Here is a 24,020-nt window from a genome sequence, read left to right on the forward strand (position 1 = left end):
ACTATAATTTAAATTCCCATGGTTTTAACATTCCTGCATTATTAGGAGAATAAATACTTGGGCTTGACCCTCTTTTTGGATAATAGAATCCTGCCTTTATAGCATTTTGATCATCAACAGAATCTAATATTCCTGTATCTTCAATTCCAGGGTTATCGGTTGCTCCATTAAAGAAATTGTTTGCGTGAGCTCCAACTTTTAAAACTCCCAATGAAAAGCCTAGTTTTTTACCCACGTGCCCCCATAAAAAGTTACCAAAATCTTTGTCGTTAAATGCTGTATTGCTTCCCTCAGGAATATGTAAATCTCCTGTTTTAACTAAACTACTAGATGCTGTGAAATCCATTCTTCCTGTACTAGTTTTGTCTGATAACTTAGCTTCGCTTCCATGAGGTCTACTTTCTCTTTCAATATAACTGTATCTTCCTTCATCCCCTTTATCTTTAATAACAGAATTAGCTTCGTTATTTATTGATTTTTCAGAAACAACATGAGCAGTAGTAATATAACCATCTTTAATTGCTTTTCCATCGTTCTCTTGGTCGTTTAAAGTATGCCTGCCTGATTCTTTACCATTTTCATCCTGTAATATTACTCTATCAGGTTGGTCGTTTTTGATTATCTGACCAGTAAACACATAAGCACCATCGCTTTGCTTTTTAAATATATAATCATCTTGTGGAGCACTAGGTGCCATCCCGTCATAATCTTGGAAATAAATTGGATTATCAAACCCAAAGTTATAAGGACTATGCCTACGCATATCTTCAGCCAACGGGTCAATATTCATCCACCTACCAAGAGCTGGGTCATAGTTTCTAGCAGATACATCATACCAATCTAAACTTAATTCATCTTGATATTCTTTTCCACCAAAACCGTACTTATGTTGTCTACCGCTAATCACAGATAATGGGCTAGATGCACCATAGTTATGTTGCAGTCCAAATGGGTAGTAGGCTTTGTTTTCCATTATTTCGTTTTTAAGATCTCCATCACCATCTACATCTGTAGTACCTCTTAAAACGTCTATCTTACCATCATTATCATCGTCTGCATAGGATAGCCTAATATTACCTAAATGGTCTTTATACTGGTAAATGTACTGGAAAGGCCTTTGTGGGTTACTAGTAGGTTCTACATAACCCTCTGGGTGGTTAAAGAACTCTAACGTAGTGGCAGACTGCCCGGTAGCTTGCTTGTAAACATAGTTACCGGCATAAAAAGTACTTGTGCCGCTAGATAAAGCCGCTTGTTTAGCTACTTTCTTTAATTTTACTCCTGTAGCATCGTATACATACTCTATAGTTCCTGCACCAGTAACAGAAGCATTGTTATTTCTAAAAGTTACTTTTGTAGGTAAGTTTAAATGGTTGTACTCTATAGAGGTAATCTTTTTATTAGCATCAGAGGTCATATTGCCATTTATATCGTACTCGTATTCTACTGCATCAGTAGCGCCATCTTTAAAACCTTCTGTATTGGCTGTAATAGCATCTGTTACTTTAGTTAACTGATTATACTTATAGTTGTAATCTAAATTATCTATAGCATCCGTTAAACCATTTCTTTTTAAATCTAAAATGTTTCCGTTCTTATCGTACACAACACCATACAAATCAAACTTCATATCGGTAGTTAAACTAGCTCCTTTTCGGGTATGCCCAGATGTAATTCTGTTTAAAGCATCGTAGTTATAGGCATAACTTCTTTTTTCATTATCAGCAGATGACTTCCAAATGGTTTGTGCTATATTACCATTGTATAGTTTAGGGGTAGATCCTGTTAAACCGCCTTCTACGGTATTGTAATTCAATTTAAAAGAAAACAAATCGTTTCCTAGGGTTTCTACATCATTAATTTGTTTTAACCAACCCCTTATATTATAACTATAGTTTACATTTTGTAATGGAGAAGCTAAACTATTACCTACTTTCTTTTCTTTTAATTGCCCCAGTGCATCATATAAATTGCTAACTAATAATTCGGGGTTAGCATTATTAATTTTTTGTATTTGAGTTAGCAACCTGTTTTGGTGGTCGTAAGTAAACTCATCTATCGTTACAATGGCTGCATTGCTACCATAGGTATGCGAACTTTCTGTTTTTAATACATTACCTATAAAATCGTAATCGGTTTTAACAATATCGGTAGTATTTAAATACTCATTTTTTGACGCTATATAAATAGCTCTTGCTTTTTTATCGTACTGAGTAAAAGTAGTAATCCAATTAGTAGTTCCTAGTACACGTACTTTAGATCCTGTTGCTAAACCTTTAGTTTCAGTAGTTATATTCTCATCAAAAATAGCAGTACTTGCTAATGGCAATACCGTATCGAACGTATAATTATCGTAGTAATTAATAGTTAATAAATCGATATTCTCATTCGGGAAAGCTTTATTAGAATAATAACAATTAGAATTGTTTATGGCATTGTTGAATGTTTCTTTTACTTCGTGATTACCTGTTCTATTGTTTAAAATACTTTGCAGTGCCGATCTGTTTTGTGAAGAATTATAGTAGCCTGTATAAACTACTCTCCCAAAAGCATCGTATTTGGTAAACAACCATTTGTTTTGTGTTTTTAAGTTTTGGTCTTGAGTAAGAGTGGGTTTATCCAAATGATCGTATACAATATACTCCCATCCTTTTTGTGGAATTTTCTTTTCGATTAAACGATTTCTTTTATCGTAATGATACTGATAACACAAACCATCTAAAACATCTTGTTGAACACTATATTCTGGTAATTGAATGGTAAATGTACCTGTAATAGCAGACATCTCTGGATAAGACCTCCTTCTTGAGTTGGATGGTGCTATATATGATAAAGTTAAATACCCATTCTCTATTTTAAAATTATAACCATTTAAATTACCCGATGTGTTAAAATCTGCATTAGGAACTGATATAGGTAATTGTACAATTGTACCTAAATCTAAAGAAATAGGTGATGCAAATTGCACATTTAAATTCAAAGTTAAAGCTCTGCCATTTAAAACAATACTTGCTGTTCCTGTTGCAAAATTGGGTACATATCTTGCAGGTGCTATAAAATCGTAAGGAGAAATATTTTTATTAAAATCTGAGTATTGATTCGTAGTTAGCACAGTATCTGAACCCTTAGGAGATAATACATAGGTTAAATTACCATACTTATCATATACATATTGGGTATCATGCTTAATACCATTGTTGTAAGTACGTTTTAAAATAACCCTGCCTAACTTGTCTTTAAACTCCTCTGTAGTTTTGTTTAAGCTATCTGTTGGAACCCAGTTCTCGTCTTTTGTAATGGTTTTGTACAACTCATTAGCTGCATAATTACCCTTATAAATAAGCTTGGGTTGTTTATAATCGTTATCTATGAAAGATACTCCATAGTTTCTAACTTCATCAAGAATATTAGTCTGATAGTCGAACTTAATCGTATGCCCAGAGCTTAAACTCCAATCCTTACCAGGAGCTGCTTGTTCTAAAACCCTGTTTAAAGGAGAAGCCTCATGTTTTATCTCAGAAAAAGGATTGGGTACAGCATCTATATCTGTTGCGTAATTGGTTTGATAATAGGTGTTTGTAGCTGCCAAAGCATCTGTTCTGTAGGCTAAAGGAGTACTTGACTGAGTAGCTGCATAAGGCAAGTATGTTTTAACTTGTCTGCCTATATTATCATATGCTATATGAGTAACAATATCTAAACCGTTTCCTCCTGCTTTATGAGCAACAGATTGCATTGGCCTACCCAAACCATCATAATAAGTAACCTGCTCTATTTTATCATTTTCAGTAGCTTGACTAATACTTTTTATAACTGTTGTACTTCCGTCTGGATTAGTTATGGTAGTTGCCTGCTCTCTTATTTCTTTATTAAAGGTAGTACTCTTTACGTAGTTCTGGTTCGTACTCTGTCCTAATACTAATGCAGGAACAACAAGCATTAGTGTATATAATAACTTTTTCATCTCCTTTATTAGTTTTGATTTTTGTACTTGTATTGGTTCTCAGATAGTATATTACCATCGGCATCTTTTACATACTTTAATCGATTGAACTCATCGTACTCATAAGTAGTCTTATAACCTCTTGGATCTGTCATACTTGTAATACCAACCAAGGGCTTATAAGTATAGGTAGATACCATTGCTTTGGGTAAATTAATGCGTAACATACCTATAAATGCTGTATTACCTCCATAGCTTTCTAAAGTTTCTAATGATACCCCTAAAGCTGCTGCTATTTCTTCATGCGAAGCATTTTCTATTTTAGCTATAGGCATGGTTTTATTATGACCCCATATATAAGATGCAACCATCCCGTTTTTTAAAGAAACCTCTAAAGGATTACCTTTAGAATCGTATTTTAAATAGATTAACCTATCTTCTAATGCATCTGTAGATTTAGAAGATTGCACAATACTAGGTAATAGTAAATTACTAGTAGGGTCTTGTGCAAACAAATTACGCTGAATAGATAACAGTCTTTCTGTACCGTTTGACGCTACTTCATACGACTCTGTTTGTACAGGTGTAGCTGGTCTGTGTAAACTGTGCAAACTGCTTGAAGTGTTTGAGCTTCTCTTTTTTAACTTGTCTATAGCTGTGTATTCTGCTGCGGTAAAAGCATCGCCTTTGGCTAAAGAACTAGCGCTGGTAATATCGTCTGGATAAAAGGTCTTGGTTATCATCTTATCTCCAGTACTGGTTGTTACTTCTGTTTTAGTAGGCAAATAGTGCTTATCACTCTCGTAATAATACTTGGTCTCGGTCTTTAAAAAGGTATTATCATCAAAGTAATTGGTCTCGGTGGTTTGTGCTAAATGTTGGGCTTCGCCTCTTATATAATAGTACTTATAAATATTTGGATTTTGAGGATCTATAGGATCTCCTGAATCTGACCTTTTATGAAGCATTAATGGTTGTAAATAGAGCTTATTAGTATTTATATGTACTATTTCATTCATCTCTGGAGTTAAAGAATACTGTGTTCCTGATTGCGATGTAACACTGTAAGTGTTTTTAGTAGATTTTAGTAAAGAATAACCATTGTTCGTTTTTTTATAGTATTCTATACTTATTGGTTTACCTCTCATCCATTCATTATCTATTGGTAATGAAAAAGGAAATGTATAAAATTCTCCTCCATCTGGAATGGTTGTAAAATTATATACTGTTTTACCATAATTGCCATTGCTTACATCGGTAACATACTCAGTAACATATTCATAGCCTTCATGATTCCCTTGATGATAGCTCATAGGACTTCCAGGCCTAGCTCCTGCATAAAAATCATTGTGCAAAGTATAGTAATTACCATTAAATTCTACATCATAATAAGCTGGTAATGAGAAAATCTTACCACTGGTTATATTGGTTCCGGGTTGGTTATAATCATATTTCTTTATGATTTTATTGCCATGCCCATCTTCTAAAACAGTCTGTTTTATTCTATTTCCAGAGGTAAATAAAATACTATGATCTGCTTGTTCTTGAGTTGGCTCGAACCATCTTAAAGCTACAGAGAAAAACTTATCTTCATGACTATTAGGGTTTTCTTGCCCCCTAGGTCTTACTCTAATTTTATACAGACCTGGAGCAAATGTTAATGTATTATTTCCTTTAAATAATTGACCAACTACATTATTATGCTGGTTAATTAAGGTAATTTGGTAAGCACAATCTATCATTGCTTCTGTAGAACTACAATTGTCTGATGGAAAAATAGTTATATTACTCCTTAAAGGAGTTGTTGGAAGATTAAACGTTTGTGCTTTGATTTCAAAAAAATTGGTAGACTCGTAATAAGATCCATTCCACTTACTAGGATCCTTAATTAATCCTTCATGTTTTTCTACTAATGGATTGGGATTGTTAAACAATAGTCCTTTAAAATATGAAGGGGGAATTGCTTTATTGGTTTCATATTCATAATGAGCAAACCCTCCTGTAGGATATTCTACCTTTGTTAAAATTCCAGCCTTATTTTTTAAAGTGTCTACTTTTCTATCGATTACCTGATTCTGATAATTTAAAAAAGTTAAAAACGGCCCATTGTTTTTACCATTGTAATAGCCCCAAACGTCTTGAGAATTAGAAAACCTATTGGGTAATTTGGTCTCGTTATAAGTAAACTTATAGGGTGCTAAAAAAGTATTCTCGTTTGCACCAAATGTGTCAATAGAATCTAAAAACAATCGCTTAGCTCCTGATGCATCATTATCTATCATGTATTGCAACGAATTACCATCATTAGAATTAACTGCTTGGGTGTATTTGTAATTAAACTTAAGCCCCTTTATTAAAGAACTACCACTATATACTTTAACTTTATTAAGAGCATAGGCTCCAGGTAAATCTTCTCGTGGTGTAGTCTTCTTTTCAAATACAATTTTACCTTCTTTAAAGGTTATTTCTTTTACTTGATATTGTGTTGGTTGTACTCTTGAAAAATAGGATCTCGGATGTTTAAATCCCTCATTGACTTTTGTCATTATATCATAACTCCTTCTTAAGTAAATAGGGGTCTCTTCTTCATAGGTATAAGATACAACATTGCCCTGCGGACTTACAACATCTAATAAATACCAAGCGGTAATAGGCTCAGAAGGGATAAACTCAAGAGGCGGGTGAATAACCGTATCAAACATATAACTATTGAGTGTTTTCTCTCGATCCTTTGCCGTTCTACTACCTATAAACGATTTACCAAAATAGGCCTTATACCCATCGGGAGTGGTAATTACCCAACTATCAAAAGCATTACCAACTCGTTCTATTTTTAAATCTGAAAACTCAAACTGAATCGGTTTTTTAGTCTTTTGATCTATGATGAATTTGCCAGAATAGCCCATAAAATTAAACATGAACTGATCGGGCATATAATCAAAATCTTTATTAATTGCAGAATTATACATTTTATTTCTTGCTTCTACACCAGCGGGAGTGTTCTGATAAGAATGAACAAAATGATCTCCTTGTAAATAACTAGTTATTTGTGCTCCATTTTTTTCATCTGGCTTCCATTTAATTTGCCTAGTAATTACACCTCCTGTGTTTAGTGCCCAACCTAAACCTACTCTAGAGGCTATTTCTTCTACCTTTATACCCTTTGCATGATACGATAAATTAACAGGTATTGTTTTACCATCTAAGTTAATATTATGTATGGGTACACTAATATTTGGCATACCTGTATAATGGGACACAGGAACCTCTACATACTTACCCAAAGAAGTAGCCTCTGGAGATGGTGGAATAATTTTGGGCAATTCTTGACCAAATAAGCTACTACCAAGTAATAGCAATAAAAATAGTTTTTTCATAATTTAGATTTGTAGGCAATTACCTAAATGTAATATTGACAAAACTACAGAATTTATGTAAACTATTATACACAAAATTTAGGTATAAAATTTAAATCACCTTTTTTAATGAAGCTAATATTTGAACACATATTTTTTTATTTGGTTTTAGCTATCTATTTACTAACTTGCTTATAAAATATAACTACCATAAAACATTTAGACTGTTTTAAACATCGTTAATATCTCAAACAATTCTAAAACTCTTAATTCCAACACCACTTATTAATAATTTATAAATTGATTTATTAATATTATTACCATAGACATTATAAAAATAACTGCCCTGAAAACTCTTTCTACAAATTTTACAATAATAACGTTGCCTACCATTTTTCTGCTTTCCGTTTTTTACGGCCTTAGCCTTACACAACCTACAATTCATATATTATCTATCAACTATTCTGCACCAAGAAGGTTAAAAAACGTATTTTAAGGCTTTAAAATGCGTTTCAAATAAAAAAGGTGTACCAAAGCACACCTTTTCAAAACTAAATTAACATTCTACCTCTCTGTTTTACAGTTCTTTAAAACTGACTTTTATTCATCAACTAACCTGCACCGTTACCATGTAGAAGTTGTAGAATTATTTAAATTTTAAAGTGTAAAAAGACACCTGAAGGTGGCTACAAGTTTTATTTTCAAAGTTCTAAAGTAATTTAATATTAAAGGAGACTATGAGCTAATTTTATTGACTCTCTTATTCTATTAAATTCATTTTCTAAATAATCATTCGTTTCCTTTTCCAACCCTTTTGGGATTCCATTTACCCCGATAGTTGTTACATCAAAATTGAAATTAGCTACATCTATAAATCTACGTTCTAATCGACTATAATCGTAAGAGGTAGTTTCCTTCTTATAAGTAGCTTCAGCTAATTTTTTTAAATCACTTCTTAATTGTGACATTAACTCAGTGTATCTTTCCATAATTTTTAAAATTTAATATGTAACTAATATATAAAAATTATAAGAATTTACTTATTTATAGTTCGTAATACCTCGAATATACAAAATCTCAATTTGTAAGAATAAATCCATTCTTTAAACATTTAAAGGAGAGGGGATGTTGGTTGTGAGGGGTGGGTGATAAAGTATAACAGCCCACTGTATTAGAGTGAGCTGCTTTTATTGTTTGGTGTTATTTCTTTTTATTTGGAAAAGATTTAGGAATTATCATTGTAGCTATAATCCTCTTTATAAAATAATCAGAATAGTTTAAATCTCTACTTAACATCTCCTTTGCTAGGATATTAGGTTGAATAAGTCCTACTGAGTTAGTCATTTTCATATAATGGTTGATAAAGGGGTCTTCGCTTGAAATAGCTTTTAATGCTATCCAATATTTTCCATTATAATTTATATCTACCCATGTTTTATAATAATCTATAAGTAAATGTTCTTTAGATTCTTTGTCATGATTATAACTTACTTGACTTTCTCTAAAACTGAATACCCCTTTACTGTTTAAGTATTTATATTTTAGATAAATCAATTTTTCTTCTTTTTCAATCCATACAGAATCAACATAGCTATAAATATCAAACTTTAAATTACTATTTTCAAATCTTTGTTTACTTCTATCTAGCCTATTTTCTAGACCATCTTTCTCATTTATAACATCAATTAAAAAAGCCTTATATGCTCCCTCAATAGATAAATTTGGGTATTCATTCTTTAGAAAAATATTTTCAAAATCAGAAACAACAAGTTTTAATGACTTATCATTATCTCGTCCTAAAATATTTTCAAAAGTTTTTATTCTATTGCCATTAGAACAACTAGACATAAAAACAATTAATATGATTATCTTGATATACCTCATTATTTCTTTTTGTAAGGTGTTATTTTAACACTTTCGTATTTATATGATAAAATTCTATTTTTTATTTCTTGATAAAATTTGTCATTTTGTCCTACAAAATTCATAAATATTATTGCTGGTGGTCTCCCACCTTGCCTTGCAGAACCGTTAGTTATAGATATTCTATGATATTTAAATTGTCCATCATAATTATGTTCAAAATAAACTTGCTCAGCAGCATACCATTGACCTTTTTCTTGAACAATTAAATTATACCCTATATTCACGAAGTTTCCTTGACCATCAGTTAATTTGACACTATGATCATCATCTGTGTTAACTCCTCCTAAACCATCAATAAAATCCCAAAGTTTTTCACTAAATGATTTATCCACCTTAGGTTCAGTATAAAAATCTATCATAGTACCTGGTCTAACCTGTGTTTTACTTCCAAATTTATTAACCCAACCAGACCATTCTACTACTCTATCTAGGAAGTTTTCTTTCTCAGCCTCAGTATTAACGTTATTAAAGTCTATTTTATCTGGATGCCTTTGAATATAAGCTTCTTCTGTGTTACTCTTATTTTTTTCTTTATCTTTTTTCTTTTTACTGCCATCTGAATTATATCCATGACTAGCTAATGCATCAGCAAATGAAACTTCATTTCCATTATCATAATATTTACCATCATCCCAATTATATACAGCATCTGCTCCGCTTGGGTCTGACCAAAATACGGGACTATTATCAAATGCTTGGTAAGGAGAATAATTATGATGTATTATTGGGTCTATTCCAGCGAACCTACCTATAGCTGGGTCATAATGTCTAAAAAGCATCTCATTCATATTATAACCTAGTTCATCAGATTCTTCAACTCCATTATACCCATAAGGATGAACGTCGTTGACAACGCTTAAAGGACTATTAGCACCATAGTTATGTTTCAAGCCAAAGGAGTATTACACTGCTAACGAAAACCAGCTATAATAGCTACAATATTTATACTGCTTTCTATGTTAAAGAACGTGGTGTAAAAGTAAATAATTAGTAGTTGTTTTCCTAGCGTTTTTATCAATATTTACAGCTGTTTCAAGCGTTTTTCATATATTATAATTCTAATAAGTATTATCATAATATTAAGTGATTTTGTTTGAAGGTAATATATGACTATAGCAATATGTTTATATATTGTTTTTATGACTATAGTGACAAATTTTATCTTTTTTATATGACTATAATGATATAAAACATAATATTTCTATGATTATATTCATATATTTGTATTGTAATATTATGACTATAGTCATAAATAAGGTTGATATTATGAAAGATTCAAATCAAAAATTAATGATTAACCAACTTGATGAAAAACTCAAGGAATATAAATCATTATTAAAAATTAGCATTCCAGAGAAAGGTTGGTTACATGTTATTCGCAAAGCATATAAGATGTCATTAAGGCAATTTGGTGAACGTTTAGACATTAACCCATCATCGGCTGAATCAATAGAAAAACGTGAGCGTGAGGGCAATATTACCCTTAAAAGTTTAGAAGAAGCTGGAAGAGCTTTAAATATGAAATTGGTTTACGGTTTTGTTCCTATGGATGGTTCTATTGAGAAATCTATAGAAAAACAAGCAAGAGAATTAGCTATAGATATCGTGAGGACTACATCCGATACAATGGCTTTAGAAGACCAAGAGAACACTAACAAACGTTTAAAGAAAGCAGTTGAAGAGAAAACAGCTGAATTACTATACGAAATGCCACGCTACTTATGGGATTAGAGCTAATATATGATGATGGGCAAACTCCTCTAAGTGAGGAGGAAATGGAAGGGTTACTCATACCAGCTATTACAACTAGAGGTGAGTTAGATGAGTTTGAGCAATTGAACATTCAAAAGGCTGTAGAGTTTTACTTAATACGTAGGAAGTTCAAAGTAGATAAGATACTTACTGAAGATTTCATTTATGCAGTTCATAAGAAAATGCTTGGTGATGTATGGTCATGGGCTGGTGAGACTAGAACAAGTGAAAAAACCATTGGTATTAAACGTTATATGATTCCAATGCGTTTAAAACAGCTACTAGATAATTGTAAGTTTTGGATTGAGAATGAAACGTTTTCACCAGAAGAAATAAGTATTCGATTTAAACATGAATTAGTTGCTATACATATTTTCCCTAATGGTAATGGAAGACACTCACGTTTAATGGGTGATATAATGATGAAAAACGTCTTTAAAGGCTCAAAATTTACTTGGGGACAAAAAGGTCTTGTTGATAAAGGTGAAGCACGTAGTAGCTACATTAAAGCTCTAAAAAAGGGTGATATTGGAGAGTTTGAAGACTTAGTTGCATTTGCACAATCGTAACGATAAACTAACATGCATTATATAGTTGCCGCCAGATCCTGGCGGCTCTATAATATTCTGGGGTTATTTAATCGGGTGATGCATCTCTATTTCTTCATGCATCTCAGTATGGTCATTCTCAATATAAGATTCCGTAGTTGAGATGTAGCGGTGTCCCGCTTTTACTTGTGCCGTACGTAAATCATATTTCATAACCCATTGTGTTATCACAGATGCACGTATCTGTTTTAAATTGGTAACTTTAAGATTCAGCTTCTTTAACTCTTTAAATACTGGAGCAGTTAAACAACTAATCCTATCTGAATTCATAGGAAATAAAGCATCAGACTCGCAATTAATTCGTTTCTGGAGTATTGCTCTGTCTTCTTGTAAATATTGCATTAGAAGGTAACTTTGTCCACCGTTGAGGTCTAATGTTCGACCATTACTTTTCCTTGTTCCAGAAACTTTAACTTTACCACGGTTAAGGTTTATATCACCGACCTTAATACGCTTCAGTTCCTTAGCAGTTAACCCTTGAAATACTGCCAAGCCAATAAAGACCTTGTTACGAATTGCTACTGATTTACATCTTGGTTTCTTAATGTCTAAGGTGTCAAAATTGAAATACAAATCTTCCAGTTCCTGAGAAGTAAGTAACTGGTGATAGAACTTACGTTTAACATTTTTAAGGTTGGTATTTGCCAAAGGGTTGTTACAATGTTGGTCAGTAAACACCAGATAATTAAAATACGCTTTTAGTATTCCTAACTGGTGATTCACTGTTTTTGCTTTTAATTTATTGACGCGAATTCCCTTTTTTGTGTTGAGGTATATTAGATATTCTTTACACTGTTTATAGTTCAGTTGGTTTATCTCATATCTTTTCTGTTGGCACCATAATAAGAACTTAGCCACACCGTTATCATACGTTATAATAGTTGCATCAGCATACGCATGTTTATGCAGATACTCACTGAAACTAATCATCGTCTTCTAATTCAGTTAACAGATGGGTGTATATCTGGGTAGCCTCGATAGACGCATGTCCCAAAAACTTTTGAATCTTTTTAAGTTTCATACCAGATTGTAGAAAGTGAGTCGCAATACAATGTCTCAACGTATGCGGCGTTACATGTTTACTGGTGATGTTTTTGTCTTCAGTTGATTTGAGTATAGATTTCAATCTATTTGAGAATGTTTGACCACTCATTCGCCTACCATATTGATTCACAAATAAAGCCTTAGATTTTTTAGATATTCCAAACTGAGGTCTTGCTTCATAAAGATAGTCCTCCAGTATTCTCTTGTTACGGTCATTGATAACCACAAAACGTTCTTTACTCTTTTTAGCATGACGAACATGTATCAAGTTTTTATTAAACTTAACGTCATTTACATCAAGCTGAACAGCTTCATTTCGTCTTAACCCACATGAGTATAGAACTGTTAACAATGCCATATCACGAAGTCTATATTTAGCAGAGATGTGTGAATACTCACATGCTTCAAATAGCTGTTCTATTTGTGCTACACTCAGGATATCCTTAGTAGTTAGATTGTCTACTTTCTCAGACTTCAGATGCACTCCAAAACTGAAATTAGCATCATGTTTGTTTAGGTATTCAACAAATAATTTAAGACTCTGAATATGTTTATTTAGAGCTTTGTTACTTAGAGCCCCACCGCGTTTTTGGTTCTTGCGAATGGATAGTTGTTCGTAGTATTCAGATACTAATTTGGTAGTTATATACTCAATCCCTTCGTGTCCCAAAGTCTCCAGATAATGGAAGAATTCTCTTAAGTGTATCGGCATATAATAAACGGTTGTTGCGGCGTATCTTTCTGCTGTCAACCATGATTGGTAAGAGTCTATTAGTGCTCTAAAACTGTTGTTATATATTGGTAATGATTTCATATTGCTTTCTTTTAAATTAAAAATAGTGGCGAGGTGTCTGTTATCACCAGTATTTACTAGTGTTTAGCCTCGCCATTTTACTATTGGCGAACCTCTGGCGGGTTGGCGATGTTATCAATGCATAACTGAAGTGCTTGTTCAATTGCATTATCAATAGATTCGAATTCATCTAATCCAGTTAAGTAATAACTAAATGAATCGTCTGCACTTTCTCTAGATTTTGCTATGAATTGCTCTTCAACTAATAAATTGTGATACCTTCTTAGAGTGGTTTCAGGGATTCCAAACTCTTTTCTTATTTCTCTATTGGTAAAGAACCTCGAGTGCGTTGAATTTAAGTACTCTTTTAATCTATTTAGATAGTTTCTGGTAACGCCGTTTAGCGTGTCAGACTTTCTTAGAAGAACATCTTTAATGAGCGTATTAGCCATCTGAATATCTTCTAGTGTTGTTTCGATATAAGCCTCTCCAGTCGATTTATCATATTGTTCTTTGCGCTGGTGCTGGTGATAAAATGTAATCACCTCAATCAGTTGCAAATAGTGGATATTAGTACGTCTAGGCTTAAATACTGAACTTGGTAAAGCTAAGTGTTCAGCGAATGGATTAATAACCTTAATCGGCTTTAAAAGACGCTGCGCATTGCGTAATAACTTTGCTGCTTTTTCTTGTTCAGATTCGTCAACTTTACCCGCATAAATCATACGTTGATAAGCATTAATTCGCGCATCTTGTTCTTGGCTTTCATCTACATATAGTAGAAATGAACGATTGCTATTATCTTCATAAATTGATTCCTGTGTGGTGCAACCTGATACACATACTGGACCTTCTACTACATATTGAACAGTTTTTCCAAAACCTCCAATACCTTTTTGTACGATTGATTTTGTGATGCGTTTCTTTGTCTGTAGTTCGCGCAAGGGTAGTAGCCCAGATTCAGCACCGTCTAAGTCTTCTATCAGAATTAGTTTGTTTTTTAAATCACTTTGTCCATGATAGTAAAATGAATTAGCTGAAAGGCTTGTAAATTCCAATTTATGCTCAGGTGGTATTAAGTCTGCAACCTTGCTTTGCAAATGAGTCTTACCAGAACCAGAAGAGCCAAAAATGATGCTATGTAATGGATTATTGGTTAACCTACTAGTATAGATTAAATACATCAGTTGTCGGTTGATTTCTTCACCTACAACACCGCTTTGAGCGATAAGGCAATTGGTCTTCGCTAGAAGATCAATTGAGCTTAACAGCTCAATTGCTTCTTCTTGCTCATCCGCTGACAATTGATAACCAGCCGTAGATTCTGTTATTTCCTCTTCTCTGGTGCTGTTTCTCAACTCTTCCAGTTCATCAGTTAAAGTGATTAGAGTTTGTCTAACTGATAGGATTCCGATTTCTAGTTCTTCAGACATCCGAACAACGAATCTTTCTGTTTGGTTTCCATTATATAAGTCTATATTATGCCTAATGGAATAGTTGCTATCAGGTTTGTTAACCTTCAGTGTTACCCTTAATGTATCGTGAGAAGCGTAATCAATTCCACCAAGGATTGAGAAGTTTAATGCTTCGTATTCTGCTCTATACAAGTTTTCGTTTATTACTGTAATCATAATGTTTTGTTTAATAATTAATATTTAATTTTTGGCATAGAAATGCCCGAACCAAATACCATGAGGACTAGTACCAAATGGATTTGATAAATTGTAATACATAGGTCAAGACGTCTTTGACCTAGATATTAATCGTTAAACTTGTGGTTGAAACTTATTTGATTTGAGGCTGAAGAGAAGAACACTACTCCAGCCAACTATGTAAGTATAGGAGTCCAATTTGGATATAACAAATTTTAACCCAACTTTTTTTTACACGCTGAGGTATAAGTTGCTAATTTCTTGCTCTTTAATACCAAGGTAAATCTTAGTAGTATTGGGAGATGCATGATTAAATAGTTGTGATAATAGTAACAAGGCTCTATCTGAGTATTCATTCATTTCCCAAACTCTTCGACCCAACGTTTTTCTCATGAAGTGACTACTGAATTGTCCTTTAATTCCGTATTTAGTAAATATCTGTTTCAGTTTATTGTTAACGTATTGTACGCTTACTGGTTTATTACCGAAACGATTCACGAACATATATTGGTCTAACTCTGGATTAATCTTGGCAAATAACCGATTCAGTATTTCGTGTAACTCTGGGTTAATAGTAATACGACGTTCTTTTTTTGTCTTCTTCTCTATAATGGTAAAATATTCTTGGTTAATAACATCACACCATCTTAATTGAAGTAAATCGGATATACGCAAACCTATATAAGAACCCGTTGCAATTAATAACGCAAATTTTAAATCGCCATCACGTTCTAATTTCAATACTGTCGTTTGCATGTCATTCCACGGTAAAAAATCTGATTTCGTTTTCTGTCCTAATAAACTCATAATTCTGGTTTTTATGTTTCACTTACCTTAGCCATTTCGCTAAAAAAAAGTTACTGTGATTACTATTTTTTTGATACGTCTTGAAACCCTTGTTTTTGCTGGGTTTCTTGTTTTTTATTTCACTTCGTTTGAAAAGTGAAACATTTGCTTGGGCCAATAATAATAAATCGAAATAGGCCTACAATGGCTTGACGGCCAGTTTCTTGGCCAATTTTCTCAAAATATTTTTAGAATTGTTAATCAATTTGAATATCTACCAATGTAAAAAGCCTGAAAATCAATGAAAATCAAGCTCTTTAAAGAAACATTTGAAGCAATGTTATACAAAGTAGGAACAATAAAACATAGCTATTGGTACGTTCTTGCAAGTTTTTCAACGTGCTGAACCCATTTATCGAAGTCTTCAACGTTTCTAAAGGTTAACGGATATTTAATTTCGTTACTGGAGTGAACCACTCTTTTAAGTTGGTCTAAGGTTAGTATTAGTTTCATATTCTTGTTTATCTATAAATATCAACTGAGGTGGTTTTACTTTTATAATTGCCAGATTTTTTGATAAATTTTTAAAAGCCATATCATAGGCTTTATTTAGCTTAATATTATTGAGGTAATATAAACGCGGTAACGCTGAAGTTTAGTTTTAACTCTTTATAATTAACGCCCTGCCCCCCCGTATCTGGGGTACCCCCGTGGCTGGTTGTTCTATTTCTACTGGAGTGTTTCAGCTGAGCTATATATCCTTTTTACACTGGAGTGAGGTTAGTTGTTTAACAATTAATATACGTCGCTTACGCGCCGTTTAATTAACTACTGGAGTGTTATTTATTCTTACTCAGTCGCTCTCGCTCCTAATCCTAATTACTGAGGTGATTTTTATCTTATTTACTGGAGTATTTTACTTCTCTTCTAAATTAAAATCAAATTTATTCATTCATTAAACACGTTGGAATGTGGGTGCACTTAAGGTGCACCACTTCCATAAGTGGTTTTATATAATACTTATATAGTATAGTGTTCAATTTTTAACCCAATAATTGGGTAAATAATTAACCCAATCCAGTAATAAGAAAAAAAAATAAGAAATTTTCAGAAAACACTTGACACTTAGGTTTTTGTTATATATAATAAGTTTATCAACATGCGGGGAATCCCTCCAGCTTGCAACTGGAGGTTTTACCTTCCTCGTAGTGTTAGACATAATAAAAAGGTAATATGAAAGGAATTACTAACAAAGAAGCGTACGCTTACGACAATGAGAATGGAAACTTCTCTACAATTAAGAATGCAATATTGTATGATAAAAAATTAACTGCTCTTGCAAAAATTATATTTATGAGTATCATGAATGATTCAATAGATTACTATATAAGTCAAGGTTTATTGATTAAAAGATTTGGTGAATCTAGATATAAAATTAGAAAGGGGTTAAAAAATTTAGAAAAGAACGGTTATCTAAAAAGAAAACTAAATAATAGAATCGAAGAGGGTTGTAAATTTAAAGGTCACTACTATATTTTATCAGAATATGGTAATTTGAATAAAGATGTTAACCCTGATGGCGCTGTCGAATTCATAATAGAAGAACCAATAGTGACTATAGAAGAAAACCAACAAGAATTTCTTATCTATTTAGATGAACTTGGAGAATATATTGAAATTGAAGAATTTAACCGAAAGTTTTATGAGGAAATGGATAGATGTAGTGATGGTTTAATAACTGATTTTGAAGAATTAAGAGAAGTTATTAAACCTATTCTAAAGAAAGAGAAACAAAAAATATATAAGGAATTATTATCAGTTACAGAGAAAAAAGCTCCGAATTACTCACAAAAAGCTCAGACTAAGTTTGAAAAATATTTAAAGAAATTAGTGTTTGATAAAAATGAAATACCAGAGCGTAAATTAGTTTCTAGCAAATGGTTGGCATTTCAATGTGAATATCCAGCTAAACAAAAAATAGACCATGAAACAATGGTTCAAGATAGAATGAGTGAAGCAATGGCTGACGGCGATTATGATTTTTAATACTAAAGTATAACGCAAATAAAAGGACTCTTAATTGAGTCCTTTTTTAGTTAGTATTGGATTTAGAATCCGCGAAGCGGATCTAAATCCTTTATTATTTACGGTTTACAAAAACCCTCGCCGCCGCAGTGATATAACCCCAGTCTGAAGCTATTCAATGTTATACTAATGATTCCAGCCTCTATAAATATCATAGTCACCTTTCCTAAAAGATTTAACACCTCCAGTGTTCTTTTCGTATTTAACCGTTAATGTTTCAAATCCACTATTGTCATAATCGACTTCAAATATCCATTTAATAGCCCTGTGATTTGCACTAACCTCAGATAAAGCATTTGTTTCATGCTTAACTAATCTAAGCTCTCCAGAACCAATCCTTTTCCATTCTGGGTTAATATTACTTCTTGACCAAGCAGTAACTGTATTACCTTCTATTAATAATCTACGCTCCCAACCTGTACCATTAGTAACATAATATGCGCTAGAAGCTATTTGGTCTTGAGCCGTGTACCATTTTCCTTGCATACCTTCTCTTACAGAGGCTTCACTATTCCAGTCCTTAACTTGTATATATTTGGATTCACTATCACTGCTACAGTTCTTAAATAAGAATAACATAATAGTTGTTGCAAAGAGTAAAGTTCCTAATATATTTTTCATAATTAATCTTCTTTTATTTTATAGTATTCCTTTTTGATTGTCTCTCCAGACATAGAAATATATTTTTTTCTTACATAGAACGTTTGTGATGCATCATCGTAGTTTATATAACTAATGTTTGCAGTTCCATAATCTCGTAGGAGGATTTGTTCACCAATGGTTAAGCTATATATAAATGATACAGGGGAAATACCAGCATTATAAATCGTCAGTTCATATTCAAAATCACTAATAAAATCAATCTCCTTGCGGTTATAATACGCAACTGGAACAGCAAATTCATCAGCTGGATTTGATTGTTCAGTTATGGTTTGAAACAATACCCATTTATTAGCTTGTAAGGTTGCTAAGGTAGAATTACTTGGACTTGATGGATTGCTATCATCTGATGAACAAGAGGCAAATACAAGCGTTATAATGGCTAATATGAATAGTCTTTTCATTGTATAATGATTATTGGTTTTTAAATGATTTAATGATAGTTACGACTAGAAATATGATAGGATAAACAACTATGTATACTGCCAATTGGAATACCCATCCCAGTAACGACCAAAATAAATTCTCGCTGGTATAATCTGCCATGTAGGTCGCGTTATGCACAGTTTTGGCGCGGGCAAACTTATCTAGTACCTGAGCATATTCGTTAACTGAGTAGTTATTTAATTTCATTGTTTTAGCCTTTGGTTATGGCCAAATATATAATATTATTGCCGAACAAACAACCCCTTTTATACAATCCCTAACAAACCAAGCATATTCTTCAACTTTGTGTATATGCCAAGACAAAGAAAAAAACCAATACCACCTGAGGTAATTAAATTCGGAAAAAAGGTTAAAGAATTACGTCAAGAACGTGAGATGTCCCAAATGGATGTTGGCGCTGCAATGAGTATTGATAGAGAAAATATTAGAAAGTACGAGAAAGGAATTCAAGAACCAAAACTTTCTACGGTTATTAAATTTGCGAAAGTATTTGAAGTAAGTTTTGATGAACTTTTAAATTTAGAGGACTAAGTGGGGAAGAAAAAATTATATTTAGTTTTTGGTACAGCCAATAAAGGGAAATCATCACTAATTAGATGTTTAACAGGAATTTTTAGAGGCAAATCTACTAGAGTTCAACGAGAGGATGATGAAATAGGTATTGAGGTGTTAGTTTCTTCAGCTCAGGAAAAGTGGATAAGCATTGAAGATTTGATTGAAATCATAGAAAAGAGTAATGACGATTATTTGTTAATCTCAATACGAATTGATTCAATCACAAATAAACATGGAGATGTTTTTCCTGAAGGGGACGAGTATCTTAAAGAGTTAAAGAAACGTTATGATATTATTGGTGCTGCAATCTTTGGTGATATTAAATATGATATTGATGAAAAGTTAGTTGCTAGAATAAAAGAGCCAAGGAAAAAAGCTCCAAATAGTGATGCAGCATTTGTTAGAAAATTTTGGGGTTGGCAATAATATTAGTGGATTATGAATCGCGCAGCGATCATAATCCCTAGTACATTACGTTATATTATTCTCCTTTTAAAATAGGCGTTTTAGAAAAGTTATCGCCGCCGCAAATGATAACTATGTGAAAGGGGTTATAATAGGTTTAAGCTCCTATCAAGTCCCTAAAGACTCTTGCTAATTCTAACCTGAGTTCTCTTATTTCATTTTTAGTTTTCTTTTCAGCATCTCTCCATAGGTCAATTGAACCTTCTCCATCAGGAAATCTATAACCAGAACCATCAGACTCAAATCTAGCATGGTTTTTCGCTTGTAACATTTGGTTTATGATTGCTTTATAATCTTCTAAAGCTGATGTTAACTGCGTGCACAATTCTTCAGAAAAGAAAATTCTGTTGTTTTCTAATAATTGAAGTGTTTCACGGTATTTAGAAATTGCATCTTCATCTCTAGTTTTATCAGTGGTCCATTCTGGACCTTGAAAAAGAGTAGTCATTGATTCAAGTTTAATCTCTAACTCATAAAATGCTTTATAAATTTCTTTTACTATTTCACCACGTTCTGCATGTAGTTTTGAGAATTTAATTTGATGCTCAGTTTTAAAAATCTCAAGTTGGTTTTGATGATTAGCTTTTGATATTTCAAGTTGGTTTTTATGATTTTCTATAATTATATCAGAACTTTTAGTTAAAATTAGCTTGCCAAGAAAAACAACTATCCCTGTTATAGTTAAACCTCCAATAGAGAATTTTAAAATTTCCTCAATTAATTCCATTTAATTTCTCCTTTTTAATTTTTTAAATAAACTTACCTCGAATATACAAAATCTCTAAAATGTAAGAATAAATCCATTTATCTAAGCCTCTATTGGAGAGGGGATGTTGTGAGGGGTGGGTTATAAAGTAAACAGCCCACTGGATTAGAGTGAGCTGCTTTTATTGTTTGGTGATTATTTAGGCACAATAGTTATATCTATTGTGTTTTCTCTTTTTTCGACATACGTTACTTCATGTCCATCCATATAATTTGAAACAGATGTTAGCACTTCAACATATGCTCCTTTATCAAAGTCAACAGAATAAACTCCTCTATGATTGGTTTTTACAGTTTTAGTGAACTTATCTTTATAGCTTTGGTCTGGACTATTCCCGTAATACCAACATATAATTGTTACTTCAACATTTTCAACTGGATTCTTGGTTTGAGAATCGATAATAATTCCTTTTACGTTAATATTTTCAATATCTTTTTGGCAAGAAAAAAGACTGAGCATAATTATCAATGTTATAATTAGATTTTTCATTTTATTGAGGTTATTGATAGTTATTTATTCTTGTATTAATAAGTGGTTGAATTATATTTTGAGCCTTCTGTTGTATATTACCGTGAGTAACTCCTTTTCCAGTTATATTTTTATTTATAACATTAGTTTTTTCTGAATTCACAGCAGAATTAGGACCTCCATTTGAACCAGGAGAATTACTTGAAGGACTACTACTTCCACTGCTTCCACCGCTTGATTTACCAGATGATGAACCTGAGGCTGAACCTGATGATGCACCTGGAGGTCCAGAAGAAGATGCTCCAGTGCTTCCAGAAGCTACACCAGGAGAAGCATTAGAAGTTCCTGAGTCCTCATCTTGATAAACATTTAAATTTGTATCTACATTATCTGGTATGTCAGTGTTTACAGTTGTATTTTGTAATGGCCCATCTGAACCGTCTACAGTTACTAATAAATCTACATCAATCCCTAACTCTTTTAATTCTTCAGCTAAATCAACTGCAACATCAACACCATAGCTATAGCCATAAATTATTACTTGGTCTCCATCTGAATAATTATTTCTAATAAAATCTAAACCTGTTTCGGTACCAGAAGCTGAAGTTAATCCAGGTGCAATAATAGTACCTTTAAATTCCCTACCAGCAACTCCTGCAAATGATTTAGCATTGTTGTATATATTACCTGTTCCACCTGCTTTATCAGCTGTGGTTGTCTTTCCTCCACCAAATGGTCCTCCATGATAAAATACTGCTATTACAGCTCCGCCACAATCTCCATTTGGACAAGGTCTTTCACCATCTGGGTCAACAAAGTAGACAGGATTGTTAAAGGCGAAATTGTACGGAGAATAAGTAGGCATTGTTTCTGCTTGAGGGTCTAAATTCATCCACCTTCCTAATGCAGCATCATAATTACGAGCACCAAAATCCATCCACTCTAAACCAAGCTCTTGATTCTCTTCCTTACCATTATACCCATACTTATGCTGTCTACCAGTAATCACGCTTAGCGGTGAAGATACACCATAATTATGTTTTAAGCCAAAGGAGTATTACACCGCTAGCAAAAAACAGCTATACCTTCCAGAATTATTCCTGAACCTATCTTTATAAGAACGTGGTGTAAATGTAGGAAAAGTTGTTAATAAGTCGAAGGTCTATGGGTTATTTTTAGTTTGATGATTAAGTATCTTAGTACAGAATTTAAGAGTCATAATTTATGAAGTTAGAGAATATAACAATTAGAAATTATAGAAGTATAGAAGAAATTGAAGTAGCGATTGAAGAAATAAATGGGAGCTATACATATTCTTTATTAGGTATTAATGAATCGGGAAAGAGTAGTTTTTTAAAAGCTGTTTCACTTTACGACAACGAAGACATTAGTTACCCTCTAGATTATTTTGACCAATCAAAGCCTGTAGAAGTTGTTTTAACATATACTCCAGATGAAGACAAAATAGATGAAATAAAATCGACGTTAAGAGACGATTATAATTTTGATGAATTAGTTTTATCACAGATTAAGATAAACAAAGTAGATATTATTGTTCAGTTTAGTAATGATTCTAGCACGATTAAAACTCAATTAGAGGATGTTACTTTCGAAAATAGCTTATTTGAAAATTATAGTATGAACGGGTTGCTTTTGGTTAAAGACGATGAGTCAGTTACAGATAGCACAGAGCCTTTAAATCTAAATACTTTTTTTAAGAATAATCTATCAACTACATTTTGGGACTCTTCTCATACAGTAGTTTTCTGGAAGTCTAGTCCTGAATATCTGTTACTTGATGAGATAGATTTAAATTCTTTTGCTAGTTCTCCAGATAAGGTTTCTGTACCATTATTTAACTGTTTCAGATTGGCTGGTATTAAGAGTTCAAATATAGAATCTGAAATAAGAAAATTAAATACTCCAGTTGCTATTAGTAGCTTGCAATCAAAGTTAAGTGAGTTAACAACCAAACATATTAATAGTGTTTGGCCAGAACATCCTATCTCAGTTTTATTTCAAATTAACAATAATAAAATATCTTTATTGATAGAAGATAATGATGTTAAATACAAGCCTAAAACAACTGGGCAAAGAAGTGATGGATTTAAACAGTTTATATCATTTTTATTAACTGTATCAGTAGAAAATTATAATGATTCTTTAAGAAATAAAATATTATTAATAGATGAACCTGAAACACATCTCCATCCACCTGCTCAAATAAATTTACTTAAAGAAATGATTAAGATAACGAGCAATTCAAATAATAATATTTTGTTTTTTGCTACGCACTCAAATTATTTAATTGATAAGTTTAACCTTAATAGAAACTTTAAGTTATCTAAGAAGAAAAACTTAAAAACTGTTATCAACAAAATAGAGCAAAAAATCACTACTTATTCTGAAGTTAATTATGAAGTGTTTGATATTTTAACAACTGATTATCACAATGAACTATTTGGGTTTATAGAGTCTGAATCACCAGACAAATTAGATGCTTTAGATAAAAAGAAAACTTGGATAAATGCAAAAACCCAAAAAACTTATAACACATCACTATCTAGATATATTAGAGACTCAATCCATCATCCAGAAAATCAGCTTAACAAACCGTTTACCGAAAAAGAATTGAAAACCTCTATTGAAATCTTAAGAGGATTAAGAGATGAAATTGTTAAGTCAAATTTAGCGGTTGTAGCAAACTAATTATT

The 24,020-nt window shown here is 32.5% G+C and carries 22 protein-coding genes; 6 read left to right on the plus strand and 16 right to left on the minus strand.

All coding sequences use genetic code 11. From position 1 onward, the window contains the following. Position 1: 1 nt before the first annotated feature. From ACFQ1O_RS04220 to ACFQ1O_RS04240, 6 genes are all read right to left on the minus strand, one after another. Positions 2-3,964, minus strand: coding sequence for a DUF6443 domain-containing protein (locus tag ACFQ1O_RS04220; protein WP_377713679.1), 3,963 nt, complete (start codon positions 3,962-3,964; stop codon positions 2-4). Between the two features lie 8 nt (positions 3,965-3,972). Next, on the minus strand, positions 3,973-7,320 hold the full coding sequence (locus tag ACFQ1O_RS04225) for an RHS repeat domain-containing protein (protein WP_377713681.1): 3,348 nt from the start codon (positions 7,318-7,320) through the stop codon (positions 3,973-3,975). A 226-nt stretch (positions 7,321-7,546) separates the two neighbouring features. Next, positions 7,547-7,744, minus strand: coding sequence for an IS1/IS1595 family N-terminal zinc-binding domain-containing protein (locus tag ACFQ1O_RS14695; protein WP_449301289.1), 198 nt, complete (start codon positions 7,742-7,744; stop codon positions 7,547-7,549). A gap of 280 nt (positions 7,745-8,024) precedes the next feature. Next, positions 8,025-8,288: a hypothetical protein gene (locus ACFQ1O_RS04230; protein WP_377713683.1), complete on the minus strand. Its 264-nt coding sequence runs from the start codon at positions 8,286-8,288 to the stop codon at positions 8,025-8,027. Between the two features lie 211 nt (positions 8,289-8,499). After that, positions 8,500-9,183, minus strand: coding sequence for a hypothetical protein (locus tag ACFQ1O_RS04235; protein WP_377713685.1), 684 nt, complete (start codon positions 9,181-9,183; stop codon positions 8,500-8,502). Continuing rightward, a complete protein-coding gene (locus ACFQ1O_RS04240) occupies positions 9,183-10,115 on the minus strand; it encodes an RHS repeat domain-containing protein (RefSeq protein WP_377713687.1) in 933 nt (310 codons plus the stop codon). Before ACFQ1O_RS04240 ends, ACFQ1O_RS04235 begins: the two co-directional genes overlap by 1 nt. Positions 10,116-10,461: 346 nt before the next feature. On the opposite strand from ACFQ1O_RS04240, the gene ACFQ1O_RS04245 reads away from it, so the two are divergent. Together ACFQ1O_RS04245 and ACFQ1O_RS04250 are read left to right on the plus strand one after the other, a co-directional pair. Next, the gene (locus ACFQ1O_RS04245) at positions 10,462-10,956 is read left to right on the plus strand and encodes a mobile mystery protein A (RefSeq protein ID WP_377713689.1); all 495 of its coding nucleotides are present in this window, start codon (positions 10,462-10,464) and stop codon (positions 10,954-10,956) included. Then, positions 10,947-11,546 (plus strand): mobile mystery protein B, encoded by a 600-nt coding sequence (locus ACFQ1O_RS04250; RefSeq protein ID WP_377713692.1) that lies wholly within the window; start codon positions 10,947-10,949, stop codon positions 11,544-11,546. Before ACFQ1O_RS04245 ends, ACFQ1O_RS04250 begins: the two co-directional genes overlap by 10 nt. Before the next feature lie 63 nt (positions 11,547-11,609). Here ACFQ1O_RS04250 and ACFQ1O_RS04255 read toward each other — a convergent pair whose 3' ends face one another. From ACFQ1O_RS04255 to ACFQ1O_RS04275, 5 genes are all read right to left on the minus strand, one after another. Next, positions 11,610-12,515: a tyrosine-type recombinase/integrase gene (locus ACFQ1O_RS04255; RefSeq protein WP_377713694.1), complete on the minus strand. Its 906-nt coding sequence runs from the start codon at positions 12,513-12,515 to the stop codon at positions 11,610-11,612. Beyond that, a complete protein-coding gene (locus ACFQ1O_RS04260) occupies positions 12,508-13,443 on the minus strand; it encodes a tyrosine-type recombinase/integrase (RefSeq protein WP_377713696.1) in 936 nt (311 codons plus the stop codon). Before ACFQ1O_RS04260 ends, ACFQ1O_RS04255 begins: the two co-directional genes overlap by 8 nt. Positions 13,444-13,523: 80 nt before the next feature. Next, positions 13,524-15,053 (minus strand): hypothetical protein, encoded by a 1,530-nt coding sequence (locus tag ACFQ1O_RS04265; protein WP_377713698.1) that lies wholly within the window; start codon positions 15,051-15,053, stop codon positions 13,524-13,526. Between the two features lie 252 nt (positions 15,054-15,305). Continuing rightward, positions 15,306-15,830, minus strand: coding sequence for a tyrosine-type recombinase/integrase (locus ACFQ1O_RS04270; RefSeq protein WP_377713700.1), 525 nt, complete (start codon positions 15,828-15,830; stop codon positions 15,306-15,308). A 399-nt stretch (positions 15,831-16,229) separates the two neighbouring features. Continuing rightward, positions 16,230-16,373, minus strand: coding sequence for a hypothetical protein (locus ACFQ1O_RS04275; RefSeq protein WP_377713702.1), 144 nt, complete (start codon positions 16,371-16,373; stop codon positions 16,230-16,232). A 720-nt stretch (positions 16,374-17,093) separates the two neighbouring features. Between ACFQ1O_RS04275 and ACFQ1O_RS04280 the strand changes: the two genes are divergently transcribed. Further along, positions 17,094-17,906, plus strand: a complete 813-nt coding sequence (locus ACFQ1O_RS04280; protein ID WP_377713704.1) for a hypothetical protein — start codon at positions 17,094-17,096, stop codon at positions 17,904-17,906. Between the two features lie 165 nt (positions 17,907-18,071). Here the strand turns inward: ACFQ1O_RS04280 and ACFQ1O_RS04285 are convergent, their stop codons facing one another. Together ACFQ1O_RS04285 and ACFQ1O_RS04290 are read right to left on the minus strand one after the other, a co-directional pair. Then, positions 18,072-18,566 (minus strand): hypothetical protein, encoded by a 495-nt coding sequence (locus ACFQ1O_RS04285; RefSeq protein ID WP_377713706.1) that lies wholly within the window; start codon positions 18,564-18,566, stop codon positions 18,072-18,074. A 2-nt stretch (positions 18,567-18,568) separates the two neighbouring features. Further along, entirely contained in the window at positions 18,569-19,009 is a 441-nt protein-coding gene (locus ACFQ1O_RS04290) for a hypothetical protein (protein ID WP_377713708.1), read from the minus strand. Between the two features lie 334 nt (positions 19,010-19,343). Between ACFQ1O_RS04290 and ACFQ1O_RS04295 the strand changes: the two genes are divergently transcribed. Continuing rightward, positions 19,344-19,583 carry a helix-turn-helix domain-containing protein gene (locus ACFQ1O_RS04295; RefSeq protein WP_377713710.1) on the plus strand — a complete coding sequence of 80 codons (240 nt, stop codon included), beginning with the start codon at positions 19,344-19,346 and terminating at the stop codon, positions 19,581-19,583. Further along, positions 19,584-20,033, plus strand: coding sequence for a hypothetical protein (locus tag ACFQ1O_RS04300; RefSeq protein ID WP_377713712.1), 450 nt, complete (start codon positions 19,584-19,586; stop codon positions 20,031-20,033). A 136-nt stretch (positions 20,034-20,169) separates the two neighbouring features. On the opposite strand, the gene ACFQ1O_RS04305 is transcribed toward ACFQ1O_RS04300, so the two are convergent. The 3 genes from ACFQ1O_RS04305 to ACFQ1O_RS04315 all read right to left on the minus strand — a co-directional run bounded on the left by ACFQ1O_RS04305 (position 20,170) and on the right by ACFQ1O_RS04315 (position 22,315). After that, positions 20,170-20,799 carry a hypothetical protein gene (locus tag ACFQ1O_RS04305; protein WP_377713714.1) on the minus strand — a complete coding sequence of 210 codons (630 nt, stop codon included), beginning with the start codon at positions 20,797-20,799 and terminating at the stop codon, positions 20,170-20,172. A gap of 174 nt (positions 20,800-20,973) precedes the next feature. Next, on the minus strand, positions 20,974-21,297 hold the full coding sequence (locus ACFQ1O_RS04310) for a hypothetical protein (RefSeq protein ID WP_377713716.1): 324 nt from the start codon (positions 21,295-21,297) through the stop codon (positions 20,974-20,976). Between the two features lie 40 nt (positions 21,298-21,337). After that, a complete protein-coding gene (locus tag ACFQ1O_RS04315) occupies positions 21,338-22,315 on the minus strand; it encodes an RHS repeat-associated core domain-containing protein (protein ID WP_377713718.1) in 978 nt (325 codons plus the stop codon). A 215-nt stretch (positions 22,316-22,530) separates the two neighbouring features. Here ACFQ1O_RS04315 and ACFQ1O_RS04320 point away from each other — a divergent pair, with 215 nt between their 5' ends. Then, complete coding sequence (locus ACFQ1O_RS04320) at positions 22,531-24,015, plus strand: ATP-dependent endonuclease (protein ID WP_377713720.1); 1,485 nt, start codon at positions 22,531-22,533, stop codon at positions 24,013-24,015. Positions 24,016-24,020 lie beyond the last annotated feature (5 nt).

Origin of the sequence: Pseudofulvibacter geojedonensis (genome assembly GCF_042675745.1) — a bacterium.
Lineage (GTDB): Bacteria > Bacteroidota > Bacteroidia > Flavobacteriales > Flavobacteriaceae > Pseudofulvibacter > Pseudofulvibacter geojedonensis.

What these genes read in the sequence shown, in the direction of transcription:
- ACFQ1O_RS04220 (WP_377713679.1), bottom strand. Translation starts at nt 3,964, where the DNA reads ATGAAAAAGTTATTATATACACTAATGCTTGTTGTTCCTGCATTAGTA.
- ACFQ1O_RS04225 (WP_377713681.1), bottom strand. Translation starts at nt 7,320, where the DNA reads ATGAAAAAACTATTTTTATTGCTATTACTTGGTAGTAGCTTATTTGGT.
- ACFQ1O_RS14695 (WP_449301289.1), bottom strand. Translation starts at nt 7,744, where the DNA reads ATGAATTGTAGGTTGTGTAAGGCTAAGGCCGTAAAAAACGGAAAGCAG.
- ACFQ1O_RS04230 (WP_377713683.1), bottom strand. Translation starts at nt 8,288, where the DNA reads ATGGAAAGATACACTGAGTTAATGTCACAATTAAGAAGTGATTTAAAA.
- ACFQ1O_RS04235 (WP_377713685.1), bottom strand. Translation starts at nt 9,183, where the DNA reads ATGAGGTATATCAAGATAATCATATTAATTGTTTTTATGTCTAGTTGT.
- ACFQ1O_RS04245 (WP_377713689.1), top strand. Translation starts at nt 10,462, where the DNA reads ATGACTATAGTCATAAATAAGGTTGATATTATGAAAGATTCAAATCAA.
- ACFQ1O_RS04250 (WP_377713692.1), top strand. Translation starts at nt 10,947, where the DNA reads ATGGGATTAGAGCTAATATATGATGATGGGCAAACTCCTCTAAGTGAG.
- ACFQ1O_RS04255 (WP_377713694.1), bottom strand. Translation starts at nt 12,515, where the DNA reads ATGATTAGTTTCAGTGAGTATCTGCATAAACATGCGTATGCTGATGCA.
- ACFQ1O_RS04260 (WP_377713696.1), bottom strand. Translation starts at nt 13,443, where the DNA reads ATGAAATCATTACCAATATATAACAACAGTTTTAGAGCACTAATAGAC.
- ACFQ1O_RS04265 (WP_377713698.1), bottom strand. Translation starts at nt 15,053, where the DNA reads ATGATTACAGTAATAAACGAAAACTTGTATAGAGCAGAATACGAAGCA.
- ACFQ1O_RS04270 (WP_377713700.1), bottom strand. Translation starts at nt 15,830, where the DNA reads ATGCAAACGACAGTATTGAAATTAGAACGTGATGGCGATTTAAAATTT.
- ACFQ1O_RS04275 (WP_377713702.1), bottom strand. Translation starts at nt 16,373, where the DNA reads ATGAAACTAATACTAACCTTAGACCAACTTAAAAGAGTGGTTCACTCC.
- ACFQ1O_RS04280 (WP_377713704.1), top strand. Translation starts at nt 17,094, where the DNA reads ATGAAAGGAATTACTAACAAAGAAGCGTACGCTTACGACAATGAGAAT.
- ACFQ1O_RS04285 (WP_377713706.1), bottom strand. Translation starts at nt 18,566, where the DNA reads ATGAAAAATATATTAGGAACTTTACTCTTTGCAACAACTATTATGTTA.
- ACFQ1O_RS04290 (WP_377713708.1), bottom strand. Translation starts at nt 19,009, where the DNA reads ATGAAAAGACTATTCATATTAGCCATTATAACGCTTGTATTTGCCTCT.
- ACFQ1O_RS04295 (WP_377713710.1), top strand. Translation starts at nt 19,344, where the DNA reads ATGCCAAGACAAAGAAAAAAACCAATACCACCTGAGGTAATTAAATTC.
- ACFQ1O_RS04305 (WP_377713714.1), bottom strand. Translation starts at nt 20,799, where the DNA reads ATGGAATTAATTGAGGAAATTTTAAAATTCTCTATTGGAGGTTTAACT.
- ACFQ1O_RS04310 (WP_377713716.1), bottom strand. Translation starts at nt 21,297, where the DNA reads ATGCTCAGTCTTTTTTCTTGCCAAAAAGATATTGAAAATATTAACGTA.
- ACFQ1O_RS04320 (WP_377713720.1), top strand. Translation starts at nt 22,531, where the DNA reads ATGAAGTTAGAGAATATAACAATTAGAAATTATAGAAGTATAGAAGAA.